General features: G+C 62.5%; 15 protein-coding genes and 1 pseudogene. 8 read left to right on the forward strand and 8 right to left on the reverse strand.

The features are described from left to right. Window positions 1-4 precede the first annotated feature (4 nt). Entirely contained in the window at window positions 5-3,472 is a 3,468-nt protein-coding gene (locus SB772_RS28875; protein WP_410836576.1) for a DUF2126 domain-containing protein, read from the reverse strand. Window positions 3,473-3,752: 280 nt separating this feature from the next. Here SB772_RS28875 and SB772_RS28880 point away from each other — a divergent pair, with 280 nt between their 5' ends. Continuing rightward, a complete protein-coding gene (locus SB772_RS28880; protein ID WP_410836577.1) occupies window positions 3,753-4,973 on the forward strand; it encodes a putative zinc-binding metallopeptidase in 1,221 nt (406 codons plus the stop codon). Window positions 4,974-5,037: 64 nt separating this feature from the next. Here SB772_RS28880 and SB772_RS28885 read toward each other — a convergent pair. Both SB772_RS28885 and SB772_RS28890 read right to left on the reverse strand, forming a co-directional pair. Then, window positions 5,038-5,758: pseudogene (locus tag SB772_RS28885) on the reverse strand (DUF3443 family protein); the annotation flags it as partial. A 21-nt stretch (window positions 5,759-5,779) separates the two neighbouring features. Beyond that, complete coding sequence (locus SB772_RS28890) at window positions 5,780-6,205, reverse strand: phasin family protein (RefSeq protein ID WP_410836578.1); 426 nt, start codon at window positions 6,203-6,205, stop codon at window positions 5,780-5,782. 355 nt (window positions 6,206-6,560) lie between these two features. On the opposite strand from SB772_RS28890, the gene SB772_RS28895 reads away from it, so the two are divergent. Further along, window positions 6,561-7,007: a hypothetical protein gene (locus tag SB772_RS28895; RefSeq protein WP_410836579.1), complete on the forward strand. Its 447-nt coding sequence runs from the start codon at window positions 6,561-6,563 to the stop codon at window positions 7,005-7,007. Window positions 7,008-7,560: 553 nt separating this feature from the next. Here the strand turns inward: SB772_RS28895 and SB772_RS28900 are convergent. The 3 genes from SB772_RS28900 to SB772_RS28910 form a co-directional block, all read right to left on the reverse strand. Continuing rightward, window positions 7,561-7,899 carry a type II toxin-antitoxin system PemK/MazF family toxin gene (locus tag SB772_RS28900; protein WP_410836580.1) on the reverse strand — a complete coding sequence of 113 codons (339 nt, stop codon included), beginning with the start codon at window positions 7,897-7,899 and terminating at the stop codon, window positions 7,561-7,563. A gap of 6 nt (window positions 7,900-7,905) precedes the next feature. Next, window positions 7,906-8,196: an AbrB/MazE/SpoVT family DNA-binding domain-containing protein gene (locus tag SB772_RS28905; protein ID WP_410836581.1), complete on the reverse strand. Its 291-nt coding sequence runs from the start codon at window positions 8,194-8,196 to the stop codon at window positions 7,906-7,908. 209 nt (window positions 8,197-8,405) lie between these two features. Then, window positions 8,406-9,116 (reverse strand): FadR/GntR family transcriptional regulator, encoded by a 711-nt coding sequence (locus tag SB772_RS28910; protein ID WP_410836646.1) that lies wholly within the window; start codon window positions 9,114-9,116, stop codon window positions 8,406-8,408. Between the two features lie 361 nt (window positions 9,117-9,477). On the opposite strand from SB772_RS28910, the gene SB772_RS28915 reads away from it, so the two are divergent. The 3 genes from SB772_RS28915 (at window position 9,478) to SB772_RS28925 (ending at window position 12,797) form a co-directional block, all read left to right on the forward strand. After that, complete coding sequence (locus tag SB772_RS28915; protein ID WP_410836582.1) at window positions 9,478-10,809, forward strand: MFS transporter; 1,332 nt, start codon at window positions 9,478-9,480, stop codon at window positions 10,807-10,809. 140 nt (window positions 10,810-10,949) lie between these two features. After that, entirely contained in the window at window positions 10,950-12,299 is a 1,350-nt protein-coding gene (gene gudD, locus SB772_RS28920) for a glucarate dehydratase (protein WP_410836583.1), read from the forward strand. A 264-nt stretch (window positions 12,300-12,563) separates the two neighbouring features. Next, window positions 12,564-12,797 carry a hypothetical protein gene (locus SB772_RS28925; protein ID WP_410836584.1) on the forward strand — a complete coding sequence of 78 codons (234 nt, stop codon included), beginning with the start codon at window positions 12,564-12,566 and terminating at the stop codon, window positions 12,795-12,797. 135 nt (window positions 12,798-12,932) lie between these two features. Here SB772_RS28925 and SB772_RS28930 read toward each other — a convergent pair whose 3' ends face one another. Further along, complete coding sequence (locus SB772_RS28930) at window positions 12,933-13,547, reverse strand: TetR/AcrR family transcriptional regulator (protein ID WP_410836585.1); 615 nt, start codon at window positions 13,545-13,547, stop codon at window positions 12,933-12,935. Window positions 13,548-13,700: 153 nt separating this feature from the next. Continuing rightward, on the reverse strand, window positions 13,701-15,161 hold the full coding sequence (locus SB772_RS28935) for an efflux transporter outer membrane subunit (RefSeq protein WP_410836586.1): 1,461 nt from the start codon (window positions 15,159-15,161) through the stop codon (window positions 13,701-13,703). 94 nt (window positions 15,162-15,255) lie between these two features. Here SB772_RS28935 and SB772_RS28940 point away from each other — a divergent pair, with 94 nt between their 5' ends. The 3 genes from SB772_RS28940 to SB772_RS28950 all read left to right on the forward strand — a co-directional run bounded on the left by SB772_RS28940 (window position 15,256) and on the right by SB772_RS28950 (window position 20,195). Next, on the forward strand, window positions 15,256-15,873 hold the full coding sequence (locus tag SB772_RS28940; RefSeq protein WP_410836587.1) for a TetR/AcrR family transcriptional regulator: 618 nt from the start codon (window positions 15,256-15,258) through the stop codon (window positions 15,871-15,873). An 81-nt stretch (window positions 15,874-15,954) separates the two neighbouring features. Then, entirely contained in the window at window positions 15,955-17,070 is a 1,116-nt protein-coding gene (locus SB772_RS28945) for an efflux RND transporter periplasmic adaptor subunit (RefSeq protein WP_410836588.1), read from the forward strand. Next, complete coding sequence (locus SB772_RS28950; RefSeq protein WP_410836589.1) at window positions 17,067-20,195, forward strand: efflux RND transporter permease subunit; 3,129 nt, start codon at window positions 17,067-17,069, stop codon at window positions 20,193-20,195. Before SB772_RS28945 ends, SB772_RS28950 begins: the two co-directional genes overlap by 4 nt. The last annotated feature ends 321 nt before the right edge of the window (window positions 20,196-20,516 follow it).

Genomic DNA, 20,516 nt, shown 5'->3' on the forward strand with positions numbered 1-20,516 from the left:
CGTTTTACCAGTAGCGCAGGTCCAGCGTGAACGGAAACTCCAGACTACGCTGCGGCGCATCCACCGCGAGCGGCCCCGGCGTATGCCCGGACGCGAAGAAGCGCGCGCGCCGCCGGCTTTCCGCCTCGTAGGCGTTGACCGGGAAGGTGTCGTAACTGCGTCCACCCGGATGAGCGACATGATACTGGCATCCGCCCACCGAGCGGCCACTCCATGTATCGACCAGGTCGAAAGTGAGCGGCGCGTCCACGCCGATGGTCGGATGCAGCGCCGATGGCTGCGACCACGCGCGAAAACGCACGCCGGCCACATATTCGCTGACGCGGCCGGTCGGCTGCAACGGCACTGGCACGCCGTTGACGGTCAGCACATGACGGTTGCCGTTCAAGCCGAGCACGTGCACTTCGAGCCTTTCCACCGACGAATCCACGTACCGCACCGTGCCGCCCGGCGAACCCTCTTCGCCCATCACGTGCCACGGTTCGAGCGCGTTGCGGATGGTCAGCGAGACGCCGTTCACCGTGGCCTCGCCGACCAGCGGGAAGCGGAACTCGAAGTGCGGCGCGAACCAGTTGCTGTCGAACGCAAAACCTGCCTCGTTCAGTTCGCCCAGCACGTCGTCGAAATCCATCTTCACGAAAGTGCCGAGCATGAAGCGGTCGTGCAGTTCGGTGCCCCAGCGCGTGAGCCGCTGCGTGTACGGCGTGTGCCAGAAACGCGCCACCAGCGCGCGCAGCAACAACTGCTGCACCAGGCTCATGCGCGCGTGCGGCGGCATTTCGAAGCCGCGCAATTCCAGCAGGCCGAGCCGGCCGGTCGGGCCATCGGGTGAATAGAGTTTGTCGATGCAGAACTCGGCGCGGTGCGTGTTGCCGGTCACATCGATCAGGATGTTGCGCAGCGACCGGTCGATCATCCACGCCGGCAACGCCGCGCTCTCACGTCCGCCGAGCAGGTCGATCTGCCGCTGCAATTCGCGGAACGCCACCTCCAGTTCATACACCTGATCGTTGCGCGCTTCATCGACGCGCGGCGCCTGGCTGGTCGGCCCGATAAAGAGCCCGGAGAACAGATAAGACAGCGACGGATGGTTGTGCCAGTACGCGATCAAACTGGCCAGCAGATCGGGACGGCGCAGGAACGGACTGTCGGCGGGTGTCGCGCCGCCGAGCACGAAGTGATTGCCGCCGCCAGTGCCGGTATGCCGGCCATCGGTCATGAACTTCTCGGTGCTCAGATAGGTTTCGTGCGCCGATTGATACAGATACTCGGTGTGACTGACCAACTGGTCCCAGTTCGACGCCGGGTGAATGTTCACCTCGATCACGCCCGGGTCCGGCGTCACCTGCAACATTTTCAGGCGGGCGTCGCGCGGCGGCGGATAGCCTTCGACGACCACCTTCACCTGCAACTCGGCGGCCGTCGCTTCGACCGCGGCAAGCAGGTCGAGAAAGTCGTCGAGCTCCGTGAGCGGCGGCATGAACACATGCAACAGCTTGTGGCCGCTGCCGAACGCCTCGGTCTCGGCCTTCGGACCGGCCGCGCGCTTCGGGTCGCGCGCTTCGACGCAAATCGCCGTGCGGATCGTTTCCTTCGACGATTCGCCGCGCGCGGGCGCCCGTTGCTGGTCTGGCGCATAGGCCAATGCGCCGCTGCCCGGCATGCCGCTCAGCAAATCCGCCGCCGACGAAGACAACGCCGCCACGCTGCGCGCATCGCCGGCGGTCATGTTGCGGGACTCGCCTTCGTACTGCATCCGCAATTGCGCGGCCGGGCGCAATGGCACCGGCGGCGCAAACGGATCGTGGGCGTGCTGATACGGATAGTCGGTCTTCGACACCCACGGCAGCGAGTCGAGCGGCAAGCGATAACCCATCGGCGAGTCGCCGGGGATCAGGTACATGCGTTCGTCGCGCAGGAACCAGCGGCCCGTGACCCACGCCGGCGGCTGATGCGGCACGTCACGTTCGCGCGCGAGCGGCAGCACGTAGCCGGTGGCGGCAACCAGGCCTGCGTCGAACACGCGCCGCAGACGCACGCGCTCCAGTTCGTCGTCGAGGCGCGCATCGAATGGATCCACGTTGACCGGCAGACGGCGCTCGCGCCACAGGTAGTACCAGACGTCCTCGAAACCGGCGTGGATGCATTCCTTGTCGACCGACAGCTTGCCCGCCAGATGCGCGAGGAAACGCTGCGCGTCCTCGGCGGTGTAGCTGCCCGGCTCCCGTTCGTCGGCAAACAGCGCCGGGTCTTGCCAGCACGGCTCGCCGTCGGCGCGCCAGTAAAGCGACATGGCCCAGCGCGGCAACTGCTCGCCCGGATACCACTTGCCCTGGCCGATATGCAAAAAGCCGTTCGCGCCGTAACGCGCGCGCAGCTTGGCCATCAGCGCGACCGCATAGCCGCGCTTGGTGGGTCCGAGCGCGTCGGTGTTCCATTCGGCGGCGTCGCGATCGCGCACCGACACGAAGGTCGGCTCGCCGCCCATGGTCAGGCGCACGTCCATGTCGGTCAGGCGCTCGTCGACCTGCGCGCCCATCTGCAGCACGTCGCTCCACACGGCTTCGCTGTATGGCTTGGTGACGCGCGGTGTTTCCAGCACGCGTTCAATCGACATCGTGTGCTCGAACTCGACTTCGGATTCGTCGACCGCGCCGGAGATCGGTGCCGCGCTGCCGGGTTCCGGCGTGCAGGCAACCGGAATGTGTCCCTCGCCCGCGAACAGGCCGGAGGTCGGATCGAGGCCGATCCAGCCGGCGCCCGGCAAGTACACTTCGCACCAGGCGTGCAGATCGGTGAAGTCGACTTCGGTGCCGCTCGGGCCGTCGATGGACTTGGTATCGGGCGCGAGCTGCAACAGATAACCGGACACGAAACGCGCCGCCAGACCCAGTTGCCGCAAAGTCTCGACCAGCAGCCAGCCCGAATCGCGGCACGAACCCGACGCATTGGTCAGCGTTTCCTCGGGCGTCTGCACGCCCGGCTCCATGCGGATCAGATAGCGGATGTCATGCTGCAGGCGTTGATTCAGTTCGACGAGAAAGTCGGCGGTGCGTTTGGGCGTCCGGTCGATGCTCGCGACAAATTCGGCGAAGCGCGGCGTCGGCGCGCGTTTGACGAGATACGGCGCGAGTTCCTGCGCGAGGCCCGGTGCATACTCGAAGGGAAATGCCTCGGCGGACGGTTCGAGAAAGAAATCGAACGGGTTATAGACGGCCATCTCGGCGACCAGATCCACGGTCACCTTGAATTCGCGCGTCTTCTCGGGGAACACCAGACGCGCCTGATAGTTGGCGAACGCGTCCTGCTGCCAGTTGATGAAATGCCCAGCCGGCTCGACCCGCATCGAATACGACAGAATCGGGGTCCGGCAGTGAGGTGCCGGCCTGAGACGCACGACCTGAGGCGACAGTTCAACCAGCCTGTCGTAGCGATAATGTGTGACATGATTCAACGCGACGCGTATGGACACACTGGACTCCTGGACAAGGGATGGCAGCCCGCCAAAAAGCAAGCTTCATGCCGTGGATCGAAAAACCGCGTGAATTGTCTGTACTGCCCGGATCACAGCCTGCTTCGAAGTCTGCCGCGTCTGCCGACCGTCCGGTCGATCGAACAGCGCGTCTTTCCACTGCCTTTTCTGACCCGGCGCACCAAAGCGGCGCAGCGCCGATGCACGATCATGCACGTAATGTGCGTTAAACCAGTGACGTCTGGCAAATACGGCATAAAGATTGCGGAGTCTACGATCGATGAAAACCTTCTACTGCAATCGCTGCTCGCACCTCGTGTTCTATGAGAACGTTCGTTGCGAACGTTGCGAAGCGTCGCTCGGCTATGTGCCGGAACTGGCAGAAATCAGTGCCTTCGAAGAAGCTGGCGAAGCGCGCTGGCGCAGCCTGCATCCGCGTGCCGGGGGCGCGCTGTTCCGGCAGTGCCACAACTATGCCGTCGAAAACGTCTGCAACTGGATGATCCCCGCCGAGTCGCCCGACACGCTGTGCCGCGCCTGCCAGCTGACCCGCACGATTCCGAATCTGGGCGCGCCGGACAACCGGCTCTACTGGTACCGGCTGGAAGTGGCGAAACGGCGCCTGCTGTACACGCTGGCCGCCCTCGGCCTCGAGGCTCAATCGCGCCATGACGACCCGGAGCATGGCCTTGTCTTCGAATTCCTCGAAGACGGCAACGACGGCGAACCGGTGATGACCGGCCACGACAACGGCCTGATTACGCTGAACATCGCCGAAGCCGACGACGCCTACCGCGAACGGGTCCGCACCGCGATGGGCGAGCCGTATCGCACCCTGCTCGGCCACTTCCGCCATGAGACGGGCCACTACTACTTCAGCCAGCTGGTCGCGCACAACCCGCGCTGGCTCAAACCGTTTCGCAAGCTGTTCGGCAACGAACGCGCCGACTACGGCAAGGCGCTGACGGCCTACTATCGCGACGGCGCGCCAGCCGACTGGCAAGCGTCCTTCATCAGCGCCTATGCCACGATGCATCCCTGGGAAGATTGGGCCGAGACGTGGGCGCACTATCTGCTGATCGTCGACGTACTGGATACGGCGACCTCGTACGGCGTCGCGCTGTTGCCCGACGACCCGGGCGCGCCAACGCTGACCGACCGCACGCCGGTCGAAGACGCCAGCTTCGAGAATCTGATGAAGCGCTGGTTTCCGCTTACGTACGCGCTGAACAGTTTGAACCGCAGCCTCGGGATGCCCGATGGCTATCCGTTCACGCTGGCCTCGCCGGTGGTGGACAAGCTGCACTTCGTGCATCGGGTGATTACGGCGGCAGGCGATAAGTCGCAGACGCGGGAAGTGGAAGCGCCGGCGGCCGCCGGCACTGGTGCAGTGAAAAAGGTCAGGCGGACCGCGCGGGCAGTCGCGCCGCCGGTGGCGCCGTTACAAGCCGAACCCATCGCAGCGACGGCGCCGCACAAGCGCGCTGCGCGGCGCCGATAGCGCTCAATACGCGACGTAAGGACCGGTGCCGCCCGGCGTCGTCTGCTGCTCGACGGCGGCGTACACGGAATCGGATTGGCCACCTGCAGCGCTTCGACCAGCGCAATCCCCGTGCACGCCGAGCCGTTACAGCCGTAGTAAGTGGCGGGCACCGCCTGCAGCACACAGTTCGCGCTGCAGTCGTGCTTGAACACGCCGATGCCGAGCACGCCGTTGGCCTGCAAGGCAGCCGGCGTATTGCGCGGCGAGCCGACGCCCGAGCAGTCGCCCGGCACCGAAGCGTAGCTCGGGTCGATCACCTGGATCGGCAACGAGGCCGCTTTTTCGCCGGCGATCTGCAAGTCGGCAAGTTTCACCGGCCCCCACGTGTAGCCGTCGAAGAACTGCATGCATTCGGCGACCAGCTTGCCCGAGCCGTCCTTCTGCTGCGGCAGTGTCATCGATGCAGGCAATTGCGCCGCGAACACGCGCAAGCCCCACGAGCCGGTATCCACCAGCACGTGATCGATGGTTTGGCACTGGCTGGTGCCGGGCGCACAAATCGTCACGCTGACGAACGGCATGTTCGGCACGCCGCTCACGCCGGAATCGACACTGACCTGCACCGCGTTGGCCGCCACCACTTGCGGCGAAGGCGACGTATTGGCGGCCGGGCCAGCCGACGTGCTGGTCGAGGTGGAGGAACCGGCCTGTTTGAACCCGCGTGACTTAGACAAAAAAATGCCGCGGATGACCCGATGGTCGACCCGCGGCATCGATACTTCGTCAGGCCACGTCGTGCTCACATCGAACCATGCGATGCGTCCTTACTTCTTCTGTTGCTGCAAAAGCGATTTAAGCTCCTGCACGTTTTCTTCCACACGTTTTGCGATCACCGCATACGACTCGGCTTGCGTCTGATACGCGGCCTGCGCAAGCTGCTGCATATCGGCAAGCGACTTATGCAAACTTTGCTGGATCAGTTCGGCGGTTTTCGCTGAAGGCGCAGCGCCGCCGCTCGATAACTGCCCCGTCAGCGATTGCAATTCGCCTAGCGTCGAGCGCAGCATCTCCGCCTGCTTCTGCGCGAGCGACTGCATGCCTTGAAAAGCGGTTTGATTGGCTTGAACCAGCGCTTCGACGTCCTTGCGTCGCGCTTCCATGATGGCGGGCACGTCGAAGCCGGGGAGCTTGAACTGTTCCAGCATTTTGGTGAAATCGCCAAACGGATTGGCGGCGTCAGGTCGGTCCATGCGAAATCCTCCTTAACGTATTGGATACACGCCGACCGGACATCGCCGCGCTGCACTTCTCTCGACATATGACCGGTGGCCTCGCGTGTGCCGCGCGTCCCGCGAACGCTTGCTGCTTGTGGGGTCGGACGGCACATCGTCCCAATCATGCGCTATCCGGCGTTATTGCGCCAGCGGGCACACCCTGGCGACGGCTGTGCCGTGCCGGTCTCGTTTGACCGGTTCGGCCAGGCGGCCTGCAAGGCTTGGTAAGTTACAACGCAGCGTCAGTAACCCTGCGAAACGCCGTGTCGACTATTGTTGCTGATGCGCCGGCGCACTGTAGCGCCGGTGTTGTCTCAATGGGAGCGACATCATGAATAAAGGATGGGTGAGCGCGGCGTTGGCCGCCGTATTGACCGTTGCCGCGAGCGCCGCGCTTGCGCAGGAAGCGCCACCGCCGCCCGCAGCGGACCATGGGCGCGGCGAGCCGCATCGCGGCGACGCGCTGCCGCCTCACGGGCCGATGGGTCCGGGCTTCGCGGTGGTCAACGATCTGGAGCAGTTGCGCCGTCTGTATGCGATGACCGGACGCGAAGGCGACATCGTCGCGGTCTATCACGAGGTGTTGAACAAGACACAGGACCCGATGCTGCGCCATTACGTGTACGACTCGCTCGCGCGTGAGCAGTTGAAGCCGGCCAACCCGGACCAGGCGATCGCGACGCTGCGCACCAGTCTCACGGAAGACCTGGCCACGGCGAACAAGCTGCCGCGCGGCGGCGCGCCGGCGGGCATGCAGCCGCCTGCCGTGTCGCAGTAACAGTCGCGCAGTGACAGTCGCGGTAACGGTGGCCGTCACGCCCCTGGCGCGGCGCGTAAGTTGCGCGCTTGCGGGTTGCAATACAGGTACAAAGACGCATTGCAACCCGGCGCAACGCCTGCGCGGCTGGAAGCGTTCCCGCACAAAAACAGCCGTTTAAGCCGGCTCGTTACGTTGGCCTTCGCACATTGCCGCCCATTGCCCGCTTTTCATCTTCCGTCAGTTGATTAGGATGAAAGCTCTGCAACACTAGCGTCGGGTGAATCATGCGCTACCCGCTGAACGTGGCAGTCGCGGCTGCCCTTCTCGTCTTCGTTCTTTGCTGCGGCATGCAACTCGTCGTGAGATGACGTTCATGTCAGGCGTTGCGCAGGCGGCATCCGACGACTTCCAGCCACCCGCTGTCGAAGTCGATTTTCTGCCACCCGTCGTCTGCTGTTAAGTCCAATTCCCTACTCTGCGCATCGAGTAGATCGCGCGAGAACCGACGCGCTCGTTGCGGCCTTGGGGCGGCAAGTTCAACAAAAAGGGCGCCTTTTGAGCGCCCTTCCCTTTACAAATCGAGGAACATTTTTACCGCATATCTGGCGGCTTCCATCTCCTCATCCGTCGCTCGTTCGTCCCTCGATTGAAACTCTCTGGCCTTGAAGGAAAGAGTCGTAATCTGGTCCACGAGCGCCACACCTGGCCGAGCAAGACTGGAGAGCGGAATCTCCGTCTCCCACCCTCTCACTGTGGAAGTGATGGGCAGCCCCGTAAAGCGTCCGGTCAGTTCGTTAATATCGACGGGAGTAAGCACCAAAACCGCTCGATACCCGTCTTGTTCGTTACCTTTGCTCGGCCCGATGTAGAGCCGAATGATGTCGCCTGCTTCCGGTATTCCGTTCTGCATTGTTGTTTACCATTTGTCGAATCGCGCCGGGTCATCGGGTCCACCGATTTCCGAGCCTTGCGGTTCGCCAAAGTCGACGCTCTCATGCGGTTCCAACGTTCGCTCGCGGAGCTGCTGCAAATACCGTTCGCGAGAAAAACGCCGGATCGCCGTGTGCGGACGCACCAATACCTGTCCGTCCTGCACCTGGACGTCTACCTCCTGTCCTTCCGTAAATGCCGCCTCTGCTGCGACACTCGCCGGAATTCGAACCGCAAGACTATTCCCCCAGCGCTTAAGAGTTTGAATAGTCATCATCTTTGTCCTTTCGAACTCGCTCCCCTAAAAAACCGTGCGCGAGCCCGTTCCCTTCGTTGTGGTTTAGTGCCTATGATCAACCAACTGTTTATACAGCGTTGATACAACAACATCATATGCTTCAATTTCAGGCGTGTCAACAACGTATAAACATTGCCAAAGCAGCGGCGTTTCTGTCCCGGACAGCGTGCTGTTGAATCCCCCGTCCTCTACACGCCCGCCTTGCTCGACTCGTGTGCGCGCCGAAGTCGTTCACGACTGTTGCTCAGGTGCATCCGCATGGCGGCACGCGCGTCGTCTGGGTCCTGACGCTCGATTGCCCGATAGATCATCTGATGCTCGCTCAGCACGTTGCGCAGGTGCTCGATATGGTCGAGCTCCGCAATCTCGGCGGAGCCGAGCCGCGTGCGCGGGCTCACCGCGCGGCCGAGCTGGCTGAGAACGTCGAAGAAGTAGCGATTCCCGCTGGCTCGCGCGATCTGCAGATGAAACTCGATGTCGTGCGCCAGCACGTCGGTATTCTTTCGCTCCAGTTCGGACTCGAAACGCTCTAACGCGCTGCGAATCTGCTTGAGATTCTGCTCGGTGCGCCTCGCCGCCGCCAGAGCGGCCGAGGCGGCCTCGACGTCGATACGGAACTCGATGATGGCCATCACGTCGAGCATGTTGGAAAGGTCGGCGGCAGGCAGCTGCATGGCGTCTTCCGCGGCCGGTGCCAATACAAATGTGCCGATGCCATGACGCGTCTCGACAACTTTCGCCGCCTGCAGGCGCGAAATCGCCTCGCGAACCACGGAGCGGCTCACCGACAGCTGCTTCATCATCTCGACCTCGGTCGGAATCCGGTCTCCCGGCCTCAGGGTGCCGCGGCGGATTTCGTCGGAAAGGGTGGCCACCACCTTCTCAGTCAGGCTGCTCATTTTGTGGCTTGTGGACTCATCAACTGGAAAAGCACACGGTGCGTGTGCAAGTAACGTCGTCTGACGTCTCGACAGGGGCATCATAGCGCAGTCCAAATCGACGACAGGCAAAATCGATGTCATCGGACGTCTTATTTTATCCCCGCGAGATTCAGCGCCGGAACCGTACATCACACCCTACCGGTGACGTACAAGGTGCCTAGTAACAGGGTAAACACTCCGTTGGAAAGTTCGAGCCAAAAAAGTAGACTGTCGTCTGACAACATATCTCGCGTTTCGTGGCGAGATATGTCCCGCTGCTGCCGGATGCGGCGCGCGGCGTTCGATCAGGCCGTCGAAGCGGCCGACACTGGAGACAACCTTGACATCTGCTCTCGCCATCGCGGCCGGCCCGCTCGAATCCGCGGTTTCCAAGGTCAAGCGGCACGTGCTGCCGCTCTTCCTGATCATGTTTATCGCGAACTACATCGACCGCGTGAACATCGGTTTCGTCAATTCGCATATGCAGGCGGATCTTGGCATCGGCGCCGCCGCGTACGGACTCGGAAGCGGTTTGTTCTTCATCGGCTATGCGCTGTTCGAAGTGCCATCGAACGTTCTGATGCAGAAGTACGGCGCCCGCGCCTGGCTCACGCGCATCATGGGTACGTGGGGTCTCGTGGCCGCAGCCATGGCGTTCGTCTGGAACGACACGTCGTTTTACGTGCTGCGCTTCCTGCTGGGCGTCGCCGAGGCCGGTTTCTTCCCCGGCGTCGTTTTCTACTTCACGCAATGGCTGCCGCAGAAAGAGCGCGGCAAGGCCGTCGCGGTTTTCCTCGCCGGCTCGGCGCTGGCGTCGGTGCTTTCCGGGCCGATTACGGGTGCCCTTCTTTCGATCCGCGGTTTGGGTCTGCACGGCTGGCAGTGGATGTTTCTCGTCGAAGGCGGTTTTTCGGTCGTCCTGTGCGCCGTGAGCTGGAGGTTGCTGAAGTCGCGTATTCGCGACGCCACGTGGCTGACGGCCGACGAACAGGCGATTCTCGCCACGACCATCGCCGCTGAGCAGGCCGAGCGCGACGCGCTCGGCGCTGCGCGCCTGCCGACGGCGAAACTGCTGAAGGACCCGCAAATCCTGCTGTTCTGTTTCCTCTACTTCGCGATTCAACTGACGATCTACGCAGCCACCTTCTGGCTACCGACGATTATCAGAAAGATGGGCGGACTCTCGGACTTCGAAGTCGGCATGTTCAACGCCATTCCGTGGCTCATTGCCATGGTTGCGATGTACTGTTTTGCGGTGTTGTCGGCGAAGTGGCGCTTCCAGCAGGCATGGCTCGCGGCAGCGCTCGTCATCGCGGCTTGCGGGCTGTTTGCTTCGACGTCCGGCAATCCTGTTCTGTCGTTCGTGGCGATTTGCTTCGCCGCGATCGGGTTCAAGGCTGCCTCATCGCTTTTCTGGCCGATTCCGCAGGGTTATCTGGACGCACGCGTCGCAGCCGGCGTGATTGCGTTGATCAACTCGGTCGGCAACCTCGGCGGGTTCTTCGCGCCGGCCGCTTTCGGCTATCTGCAGCAGCACACCGGCTCGATTTCCGGCGGCCTGTACGGGCTGGGCGTGGCATCGCTCATCGCTGCGGCAGCCGGCTTCCTCACCCGCAATCGTTTCGCGACGCGTGACGCGCTGGCGGACACCGTGCATAGCGAAGCCCACTGACTGCACGAAATAGCACATCATGAGCCACGCGCTTCCAACTTTCTTTTCGATGCCTGTACCGGCACTTGTGTTTACGCCTGGCGCCGCAATCCAGGACCACGCCTGCCGGTCGGATTCCTAACTTACCTGGTCCAACTCTCATGTCCACACCTACTTCTCAATCGAACGCCACGCCGACGGTCACCGAATTGCGCGTCGTTCCAGTCGCCGGTCGAGACAGCATGTTGATGAACCTGAGCGGCGCACATGGCCCGTTCTTCACGCGCAACATCGTGATTCTGCGCGACAGCGCCGGCAACACCGGTGTCGGTGAGGTCCCCGGCGGCGAGAGCATTCGCAAGACCGTCGACGATGCGCGTCCGCTCGTCGTGGGTCAGTCGATCGGCAACCTTCAGGCCGTGCTCAACAAAGCGCGCACGCAGTTCGCCGACCGCGACGCCGGCGGACGCGGCTTGCAGACTTTCGACCTGCGCACGACCATCCATGCAGTGACCGCGCTCGAAGCGGCGTTGCTCGATTTGCTCGGGCAACATCTGGGCGTACCGGTTGCCGCACTCCTCGGCGAAGGCCAGCAGCGCGACGAAGTCGAAATGCTCGGCTATCTGTTCTACATCGGCGACCGGAACAAAACCGATCTGCCGTACGCAAACGGGGCAGACGGCCGCGACGATTGGGAGCGCCTTCGCACCGAACAAGCCATGACGCCCGAAGCGGTGGTGCGCCTCGCCGAAGCCGCTCAAGCGCGTTATGGCTTCAACGACTTCAAGCTCAAAGGCGGCGTGCTGTCCGGCGATGCCGAAATCGAAGCGGTGACGGCACTTGCCGAACGATTCCCGAAGGCGCGCGTGACGCTTGACCCGAATGGCGCGTGGTCGCTTGCCGAAGCAGTTCGTCTGTGCCGCGACAAACACCACGTACTGGCCTACGCGGAAGATCCGTGCGGCGCCGAGAACGGTTATTCCGGCCGCGAAGTGATGGCTGAATTCCGCCGCGCCACCGGCTTGCCGACCGCCACCAACATGATCGCGACTGACTGGCGCCAGATGGGCCACGCCATCCAGTTGCAAGCGGTGGACATCCCGCTCGCCGACCCGCACTTCTGGACGATGCAAGGCTCCGTCCGGGTCGCGCAGATGTGCAATGAGTGGGGTTTGACGTGGGGCTCGCATTCGAACAACCACTTCGATATTTCACTCGCGATGTTCACCCAGGTTGCCGCCGCCGCGCCCGGCCAGATCACCGCCATCGATACCCACTGGATCTGGCAGGACGGTCAGCGCCTGACCCGCAATCCGTTGCAGATCGTGGGCGGCAAAGTGAAAGTGCCGGAAAAGGCGGGCCTTGGCGTCGAGCTCGATCTGGACGAGCTGGACAAGGCCCACGCGCTGTACCAACAACATGGCCTTGGCGCCCGCGACGACGGCATCGCCATGCAGTTCCTGATTCCGAACTGGAAGTTCGATAACAAGCGTCCGTGCCTCGTACGCTAAGTCAAAACATGCTTTCGGCAGCGGTCCTGATGGCCGCTACCTCTTATAGAAAAACATCGCTACGCCATAAAGATTCCTCAAGAACTCAAAACCATCATCTCCGAAGGCGCGCTGTCCTTCCCCCGTCACCGACTTCGACGAAATTCGTGGCTCGACAGGTGTGGCCGACGTTACCGTTCTTCGCCGCCGAGCTTTTCAGAAGAAGCCCTCACATTCGCGGGCTGAGTCCATATTGGAGAAGAGGCAGATGGCGGAATCTATGCGTTGCTCGGACCTTACGCCATCGCCAATCTTGAAAAGGAATGTCGGTTGCAGTCGTCGATGGTGGTCGATCCGCCTGTGCCGCGCTTCATTGCGCTGGCTATGTCTCCCCACGGCGAACTGACGCTGGCGTGCCGCACGGTGATGCAGCTCACCAAGGAGATCGCGCGTTCGCGGAAAAACCTGCCCTCGGATCTACGGCTGGGCGTGTCCGCAGCCTTCCTGCGATCCATTTAAAGAGCTGTATCGGCGCGCAGAATTCGTTGCTGCTGAATCCGGCCACATGTGTTGGACAACCTCGCAAAACTGGGTCGAGATAAGCAAACTCGCGCAAACTCAAGACTCCGCGATGATGCGTTTTTTATTGCCGTTTCAAACTTCCAAACTGAAGATCTTTGTAAAGATATTGCACAGAACCGCTTCGGACGAAGCGTTCGGCAGTTCGTTGGGCATGGTCAAGTTGAAGTAGAGCATGCCGTCCATCAATGCGATGGCGGCGAGCGCGTAGTCGGTGCAAGGACCTGGCGACTGCATGTTGACGCGTTTGCGGAAATGTTCGATGAAGGACGCGACCATATCGCGCTTTTCCAGACACAGGGCGTTCATGCGTTGCCGGAATTTCGCGTCACGCATGGCGTGCAGACGCGCTTCTGCCCAGATGATGTAGTTGCCCTCGTCACGATAACGCTGTGCGTATAACGAGGTGAGCTGCTTTTGCAGCCCCTCGCTGAGCGGGTCTGCATCCAGCAGCTTCCGCAAGTTTTCCTGGACGTTCTGATGATCGCGACGGAGCAGTTCGAGGAACAGGTCGTTCTTGCTGTTGAAGTTCGAATAGAACGCGCCGCGGGTATAGCCGGCGCAGGCGGCGATGTCCTCCACGCTGGTCGCAGCCAGCCCTTTCCTTGCAATGCGCAGGGCCGCTGCGTCGAGCAGGCGCAGGCGAGTCTGTTCGCGGGCTTCATCCCGGCTTAATCGTTTACGTGGCATGCACACAGGTGTCTCGCTGTGTTATCAGCAGGGACCGTTCGACAGACGCCGTTCCCATGCACGGGCGAAACGGCGTCCCCAGCAACGGCCATCGAACAACGAAGATGGCGAAATTCCATGCTCCCTCCTGGACACTATCGGCGCATGCGGTCACTACCTGATTGCGATTGCTTCCGATTCGCCGGGTTGCCACCCACCCCCGAGTGCCTTGAAGGCAGCGACCGCGGCACGTGCTGATTCGGTTTGCGCCTGCGCGCGCTCATCAGAGGCACGTAGCAGGTTTTCGTCGGCCTGCAGGACTTCGATGAGACTGACGACACCTTTCTGATAGGCTGCAAACGAGGCCGCTCGCGCGCGGCCAAGCGAGTCCACTCCCTGGCTGAGCACGGCAGCCTGTTCTTCGCGCTTGACCAGGGCCGAGAAAGCGTTCTCCACGTCCTCAGTTGCATGGAGTGCGGCAAGCCGATACGCAGCCAGCATCTCGGCCTCCTGGCCCTTGGCCTGACTGATCTGCGCATTGATGCGGCCGAAGTCGAACAGACGCCAGCGCAGCCCCAGCACGCCGGCTGCCTGATTGGCGCCGCTCGAAAACAGATTGCCGCTGGCCATTGATGTCGCGCTGCCGATCAGTCCACTGAGAGAGAGCTTCGGGTAGTACTCGGCGATGGCGACACCAATGCGTGCATTCGATGCGGCGAGGCGCCGCTCGGCCACGATCAGGTCAGGCCGGCGCCTGAGCAACTCACCCGGCGATCCGGTGGCCGCGATCTGCGGGGCGGCCGGGATGTCGCCAGCATCGGCCAGCTCTTCCCGATGCGTGCCGGGCTGCGCACCCAGCATCACGTCCAGTGCGTTCATAGCCGCGTCCAGACCCGTCTCGAGGACGGGGACGGAGGCCCGGACCTGGGCAAGCGCCCCCTCGGCCTGCCTCACCTGAAGCTCGGCCGCCAACCCCTTGCCATACAGAAGGTTGATCGTTGAAAGCAGATCCTGCCGGGTCTGCACCTGCCGCCGGGCAACCTTCAGACGGGCTTGCAAGCCACGGATGCTGATGTAGATGTCGGCGGTCTGTGCCGCCACAGCCAGGCGCGTGGCAGCTGCGCCCGCTTCCGAAGCCTGGTACTCGTCAAGCGCCGCTTCCCGTCCACGACGCAGCCCTCCAAACACATCCAGTTCCCAGCTCGCGCCAAGATTGGCTTCGTAATCGTTGCCGTAGCGGTCGAAGCCTGGCGTCGAGTTCAAGACCCGCCCCAGGGGCGTTTCAACGGATTGAAAGACTCTGGCGGCCTGGCCGCTGACATTGCCGGAAGGCAGCAACGCGGCATTCGCCGCCCCAAGTCCTGCACGCGCTTGCGCGACGCGAGCGGATGCCTGCACGAGGTCAAGGTTCTGCTCCAGCGCAAGAGCGACGAATCGTGTCAGTTGCGGATCGCTGAACCCGGTCCACCATGTAACGAGGTCGGCGGTGGCCGTCGCCTGCCGCTGCTTGACCGCGGCCTGCCCCTCGAACCGCTCGGGCATGGATACGTTTGGCCGGACATAGTCCGGACCGACGGCGCAGCCTGCCGAGAGGCTGGCGGCGATGAGCATGGCAAGGGTGCGTTTTGGCAGCATGGGCTTCTTCCGGCGAGGAAAACAAGTGATTGTGACTATAATACATTTTAGTCACTTGTTGTCGATTCCTGAGAGCAGCGGTAAGCTGCGAACCATGAAAAATGCAATCACCTATCCCGTTTCGGCCCGTGGCCCTGCCGACCACGACGTGCGCGATCAAATCGTTGCGGCGGCCACCGAGCACTTCAGTCGGTATGGCTACGAGAAGACAACCGTCTCCGATCTTGCCAAGGCCATCGGCTTTTCCAAGGCGTATATCTACAAGTTCTTCGAGTCCAAGCAGGCTATTGGCGAAATGATCTGTGCGAACTGCCTGCGCGAGATCGAAGGCGAGGTCAAAGCGGCCGTTGATGGCGCCGACCGGCCACCCGAGAAGCTGCGGCGGATGTTCAAGGCGATCGTCGAGGCCAGCCTTCGCCTGTTCTCGCAGGACCGCAAGCTTTACGAGATTGCCGCGTCGGCCGCCACCGAGCACTGGCAGGCGACGCTCGCCTATGAAGAACGCATCCAGAAACTGCTTCAGGACATCCTGCAGGAGGGCCGGCAGAGCGGGGACTTCGAGCGCAAGACGCCGCTCGACGAGACCGCGATGGCGATCTACCTGGTCATGCGCCCCTACCTCAACCCGCTCATCCTGCAGCACAGCTTCGATTACATAGTGGAGGCGCCGGCGCAGCTGGCCAGTCTGGTGCTCCGCAGCCTGTCGCCCTGAAACCAAGCGTTTGTGACTATTGACTATATTGGTCACTAGAACCATAATGAAAGCCATCATCACTTCGTCGATCGGACTTTCATGCTCTCGCGTCGCCTCGCCACCTCTACCGTCGTCTGTGCCTTGCCATTTGCGCTAGTCGCGTGCGGCGCAAAAGCACCATCCGATCCGCGCACGGAGGCGCCGATGGTGCGTGTCGCCATCGTCCAGAGCGCGGCTCCAGCGTCGCGTTCGTTCACAGGGACCGTAGCCGCCCGGGTGCAGAGTGACCTCGGGTTTCGCGTCGCTGGCAAGGTGCTCAAGCGGCTTGTGGATGCGGGGCAAACCGTCAAGCGCGGCCAGCCGCTCATGCGCATCGACCCCGTCGATCTGAAGCTCGCTGCGCAGGCGCAGCAGGAGGCAGTTGCGGCCGCGCGAGCGCGGGCGCAGCAGACGGCGCAGGACGAAGCCCGCTACCGCGACCTGCGCGGCACCGGCGCGATCTCGGCTTCGGCCTACGACCAGGTCAAGGCGGCGGCGGATGCAGCCAAAGCGCAGCTCAGTGCGGCCGAAGCCGAGGCCGGGGTTGCCAACAATGCAACAGGCTACGCCGAGCTGGTGGCAGACGGCGATGGTGTCGTCATGGAAACGCTGGCCGAACCGGGCCAGGTCGTCAGCGCCGGCCAGACCGTGGTGCGCCTGGCCCACGCCGGGCCCCGCGAGGCCGTTGTCCAGCTACCGGAAACCTTGCGCCCCGCGTTCGGTTCCGTCGCGCAAGCCGCGCTCTTCGGCAAGGAAGGCGTTAGCGTGCCGGCCACGCTGCGGCAACTGTCGGATGCCGCCGATCCACTGACCCGCACCTTTGAAGCGCGGTATGTGCTGCAAGGCGAACTGGCCAGCGCACCGTTGGGCACCACGGCGACGATCCAGATTCCCGATGGACATGTTTCCGTGCAGGGGGGCTTGCAGGTTCCGCTGGGTTCCCTGTTCGACGCGGGCAAGGGGCCTGGCGTGTGGGTCATCAACGGTAACCCGGCCAAGGTGTCCTGGCAGCCGGTCGTTGTCCAGCATCTGGATGACGACAGCGCGCGCGTCGCCGGTCAACTCAAGCAAGGCGATCGAGTCGTGGCGCTCGGCGCACATCTGCTGCACGAAGGTGAGCCGGTGCGGGTGGCAAGCCAGGCCGTCGCCATGGCAAGCGAGGGAGTGAGTCCGTGAGCGAAGGTCGTTTCAATCTCTCCGCGCTCGCTGTGCGCGAGCGCTCCATCACCCTGTTCCTGATCTGCCTGATCTCGTTGGCCGGGCTTGTTTCATTCTTCAAGCTGGGCCGTGCGGAAGATCCCGCCTTCACGGTCAAGGTGATGACCATCATCACCGCCTGGCCCGGCGCCACCGCGCAGGAAATGCAGGACCAGGTCGCCGAAAAGATCGAAAAGCGCATGCAGGAACTGCGCTGGTACGACCGTACCGAAACTTACACACGACCCGGCCTGGCCTTCACGACCTTGACCTTGCTCGACAGCACGCCGCCTTCGGAAGTGCAGGAGCAGTTCTACCAGGCCCGAAAAAAAGTTGGCGACGAGATAAACAACCTTCCTCCAGGTGTGATCGGGCCGATGGTCAACGACGAATACGCGGATGTCACGTTTGCGCTGTTCGCACTCAAGGCCAAGGGCGAACCGCAGCGCCTGCTGGTGCGTGATGCGGAATCGCAGCGCCAGCGTTTGTTGCACGTGCCAGGCGTGAAGAAGGTCAACATCATCGGCGAGCAGGCGGAGAAAATCTACGTCGAGTTCTCGCATGATCGCCTGGCCACGCTGGGCGTGAGTCCGCAGGACGTGTTCGCCGCGCTCAACAGCCAGAACGCGTTGACGCCGGCCGGCTCCGTGGAGACCAGGGGACCGGAGGTGTTCATTCGCCTGGACGGCGCCTTCGACTCGTTGCAAAAAATTCGCGACACGCCCGTTGTTGCGCGAGGTCGCACGCTGAAGCTGTCGGACATCGCCACCGTCAAGTGGGGCTATGAAGATCCGGCGACCTTCTTGATCCGCAACAATGGCGAACCTTCGTTGCTGCTGGGTATCGTCATGCGCGACGGCTGGAACGGGCTTGATCTCGGCAAGGCGCTGGACAGCGAGGTCGGTGCGATCAACGCCGGACTGCCGCTGGGCATGAGCCTGAGCAAGGTCACGGATCAAGCCGTCAACATCAGCTCCGCGGTCGATGAGTTCATGCTCAAGTTTTTCGTCGCGCTGCTGGTGGTGATGCTGGTGAGCTTCGTGAGCATGGGCTGGCGCGTGGGCCTGGTAGTTGCCGCGGCCGTGCCGTTGACGCTGGCGGCGGTCTTCGTGGTGATGGCCGCCACCGGCAAAAACTTCGACCGCATCACTCTGGGTTCGCTGATTTTGGCGCTGGGCTTGCTGGTGGACGACGCCATCATCGCCATCGAAATGATGGTCGTGAAGATGGAAGAGGGTTACAGCCGCGTGGCTGCTTCCGCCTATGCGTGGAGCCACACGGCGGCGCCCATGCTGGCGGGCACGCTGGTGACGGCCGTGGGCTTCATGCCCAATGGCTTCGCGCGATCCACCGCCGGCGAATATACCAGCAACATGTTCTGGATCGTCGGCGTTGCGCTGGTTGCATCCTGGGTGGTGGCGGTGGCGTTCACGCCTTACCTTGGCGTGAAGATGTTGCCCGATTTCAAGAAGGTCGAAGGCGGCCACGACGCGATCTACGACACGCCGCGCTACAACCGTTTCCGTCAGCTGCTGGGTCGCGTTATTGCGCGCAAATGGCTGGTCGCCGGTTCCGTCGTGGGTCTCTTCGCCGTGACCATACTCGGCATGGCGGTGGTCAAGAAACAATTCTTTCCCATCTCCGACCGTCCTGAAGTGCTGGTCGAAGTGCAGATGCCCTACGGCACGTCGATCGATCAAACCAGCGCTGCCGCGGCGAAGGTGGAAGCGTGGCTCGCCAGGCAGAAGGAAGCCAGGATCGTCACTGCATACATCGGCCAGGGTGCGCCGCGTTTTTACCTGGCGATGGGACCGGAACTGCCTGATCCGTCGTTTGCCAAGATCGTGGTTCGCACCGACAACCAGGAAGAGCGCGATGCGTTGAAGTTGCGATTGCGCCAGGCCGTCGCCGATGGCCTCGCGTCCGAGGCGCGCGTGCGCGTCACGCAACTTGTATTCGGTCCGTATTCGCCGTTCCCCGTTGCCTACCGTATCTCCGGTCCAGATCCGGACAAGCTGCGCAGCATCGCGGCGGACGTTCAGCAGGTGATGGATGCCAGCCCGATGATGCGCACGGTCAACAACGACTGGGGCACGCGCACGCCCACCTTGCACTTCACCTTGCAGCAGGATCGATTGCAGGCAGTAGGACTGACCTCCAGCGCCGTGGCACAGCAACTACAGTTTTTGCTGAGCGGCGTGCCTGTTACCACCGTGCGCGAGGACATTCGCACTGTGCAGGTGATGGCGCGTTCGGCCGGCGATGTTCGTCTCGATCCCGCCAGGATCGGCGACTTCACACTGGCTGGCGCCAACGGGCAGCGTATTCCGCTATCGCAGGTCGGCAAGGTCGATGTGCGCATGGAGGAGCCGATCATGCGCCGGCGCGATCGCATGCCGACGATCACGGTGCGCGGCGATATTGCCGACAACCTGCAGCCGCCGGACGTATCCACGGCGATCACCAGGCAGCTTCAGCCCATCATCGCCAAACTGCCCGGCGGCTATCGCATCGAGCAGGCGGGCTCCATCGAAGAATCGGCCAAGGCGACGACGGCCATGTTGCCGCTGTTCCCGATCATGCTGGCGATCACTCTGCTTATCATCATCTTCCAGGTGCGCTCGATCTCCGCGATGGTCATGGTGTTCCTGACCAGTCCGTTGGGGCTGATCGGCGTGGTGCCCACCCTGATTCTTTTCCGGCAGCCATTCGGCATCAACGCGCTGGTCGGCCTCATTGCGCTGTCGGGAATCCTGATGCGTAACACGCTGATACTGATCGGGCAGATCCACCAGAACGAGCAGGCGGGCCTGGATCCGTTCAACGCACTCGTTGAAGCAACCGTGCAGCGTGCCCGGCCGGTGATCCTGACCGCGCTGGCGGCGATCCTGGCATTCATCCCACTGACCCATTCGGTGTTCTGGGGGACCCTCGCTTACACGCTGATCGGCGGCACTTTCGCAGGGACGATTCTGACCCTTGTGTTCCTGCCGGCCATGTATTCGATCTGGTTCAAGATCAGGCCTGGCAATACAGCCGGTCGGAAAGAACGGCGGGATCGGGCACAGCCTGCGGAACAGATGCAGGCGTCAGCAAAGGTTTGAGCATGAAGTGAAAATCTGTCCCGCCCAACGCGACGACGAATGACGCTTCATGGCCGATACTGTTTGAAAAGTCGGTCTGCGAAAAAGGCGACTCGACCGCTGGACCTGACGCCCCCATTCAGTTGCTCTTCGACGATGCTCGCAATTTCTCGAGACTGACGATCCGGCCCGCGACAGCAGTTGCCGCTCGATTACGCTCGCGTTCTGCGACAGGAACAAAATTCGACCATCAAAGCGCACCGTCCTCGACGGATCAGACGGCTGCGAAGGTGACTGATACACGATGGTCTCCGGTATGAAAACTGCGTCTACGGCGTGAGC

This window comes from Paraburkholderia sp. SIMBA_030 (genome assembly GCF_046535245.1).
Taxonomy (GTDB): Bacteria; Pseudomonadota; Gammaproteobacteria; order Burkholderiales; family Burkholderiaceae; genus Paraburkholderia.